The 2,324-nt window shown below is 40.1% G+C and carries 1 protein-coding gene; it reads right to left on the reverse strand.

From position 1 onward, the window contains the following. Positions 1-8 precede the first annotated feature (8 nt). Positions 9-1,811 (reverse strand): glutamine--fructose-6-phosphate transaminase (isomerizing), encoded by a 1,803-nt coding sequence (gene glmS / locus V7147_RS13130; protein ID WP_335368310.1) that lies wholly within the window; start codon positions 1,809-1,811, stop codon positions 9-11. Between the last annotated feature and the right edge of the window lie 513 nt (positions 1,812-2,324).

Raw genomic sequence — 2,324 nt, forward strand, 5'->3', positions numbered from 1 at the left:
TATTTCTCTTATTCGACAGTAACGCTCTTCGCCAAATTCCGCGGCTTATCAACGTCACAGTCACGGTGAAGTGCTGCGTAGTAAGAGATAAGCTGTAATGGAATGACGGAGATCAGTGGTGTTAGCATTTCGTTAACAGCCGGTAACACATATCGGTCTTCGTCTGTTTCTAAGCCCTTCATTGAAATGATGCATGGATGTGCACCACGTGCAACAACCTCTTTCACATTTCCGCGAATGCTTAGGTTCACATGCTCTTGTGTTGCTAGAGCGATGACCGGTGTCCCTTCTTCGATTAAGGCAATTGTTCCGTGCTTTAATTCTCCTCCTGCAAATCCTTCTGCTTGGATGTAGGAGATTTCTTTTAGCTTTAAGGCACCTTCTAGTCCAACAAAGAAGTCCATTGCACGACCGATGAAGAAGCAGTTACGAGTGGTTGTGAAGTACTCCCAAGCGATTGCTTCCATTACTTCTTTGTCATCACAAAGAGCTTCCATGCTGTTCGCAATGATTCCAAGCTCCTTGATAAGATCCATGCCAACCTTTATTCCCTTTGATTCAGCTGTTACATATGCAAGGATTGCAAGTACTGCTAATTGAGCCGTATAAGCCTTTGTTGAAGCCACTGCAATTTCTGGACCAGCATGTAATAGCAATGTGAAATCAGCTTCACGTGATAGTGTTGAACCTGGTACGTTTGTAAGGGTAATAGACTTGTGGCCCAATTCTTTTACATGTACTAACACCGCGCGACTGTCTGCTGTTTCTCCACTTTGTGAGATAAAGATGAATAATGGTTTCTCAGATAATAACGGCATATTATATGAGAATTCACTTGAAATATGAACCTCAACAGGTATTTGCGCCATTTTTTCAATGAATTGTTTCCCAACAAGGCCAGCATGATAACTCGTTCCAGCAGCGATGATATAGATGCGGTCTGCTTCCTTCATTGCTTCGACAATGCAAGGTTCGATCGCTAACTGACCGTTTTCTTCTTGATATTCTTGAATGATTTTTCTCATCACTAATGGCTGTTCGTCAATTTCTTTTAACATATAGTGTGGGTAGGTTCCCTTTTCAATGTCACTAGCGTCTAGCTCCGCTGTATATGGATCACGGTTAATTGTTTCTCCCGCTAAATTTTTAATTGTGACAGACTCTTTTTTAACAATGACAATTTCTTTATCCATTAACTCGATATATTGATCAGTTACCTGAAGCATTGCCATTGCATCACTTGCTACAACATTAAAGGTGTCACCGAGTCCTACAAGTAATGGACTTTTGTTTTTCGCAACATAGATGGTTTCGTTGTTTTGCTCATCAAGCATTGCAATCGCATAAGATCCTTTTAGAAGGCTTAACGTCTTACGAAATGCCTCTTCTACCTCATGTCCCAGGTTTACAAATTGCTCAAGTACTTGAACAACAATCTCAGTATCTGTATCACTCTTTAACTCAATGTTTTGTAAATACTCATCCTTAAGCTGCGTGTAGTTTTCAATAACGCCGTTATGAACAAGAGTGAATCGTCCAGTTGTTGCCTGATGTGGGTGTGCATTGACTTTACTTGGCACTCCATGAGTTGCCCAACGTGTATGGCCAATCCCAGCTGTAGCAAATAGACCTTGATCTACAGCTTCACGAAGGATTGCAATACGACCTTTTTCTTTAAAAACATGAACACCTTCATCATTCATTACTGCGATTCCAGCTGAATCATATCCACGATACTCGAGCTTTTCCAGTCCCTTTAACAAAATTTCCTTTGAGTCTTTCTTTCCAATAAAACCTACAATTCCGCACATAAATTAAATTTCCTCCCTAAAAAAGGGATCAAGAAAGCACGGGGCTTACTTGCCCCTTTTTTTTCCGTATTTATCTAGTTACTCAATCATATCCTTTTGTTTGTGCAGAGAGTCACCCCTCTGTTTTACCTAAAAGGAATTGCGGTCGTGATTGATGACAACCGGGAGGCATCCGCCGAATTTTCGATAAACCTCCTCCTCGTCAACTAAACCTATAACAATAGCCTATGCTTTGTTACTTTTTCCGTTCACGGTTTAGTTCTGGCGCTTTAGATGAAACGTTCTACTTTTATTTTTCCTCCTCCTTTACAAAAAATTGAACAAGAACAATAATACAACAGAAAATCAAAATTCGTCAATCATAACATGGAACAAATTTTCCACGTATACTAAAAAAATATGCAAACCCGGAACATGATGTGCCAAGTTTGCATATTTTTAATCAAAATGTATAACTTAATTCAGTCGGTTCAAACTTCGACTGAATTAAGTAAAACCTCCGGTGGATGCCAC

Origin of the sequence: Bacillus sp. JJ1521, assembly GCF_036965165.1 — a bacterium.
GTDB lineage: Bacteria > Bacillota > Bacilli > Bacillales > Bacillaceae_L > Ferdinandcohnia.

Excerpts from the sequence above, each read along its gene's own strand:
- glmS (WP_335368310.1), bottom strand. The coding sequence starts at position 1,811 with ATGTGCGGAATTGTAGGTTTTATTGGAAAGAAAGACTCAAAGGAAATT.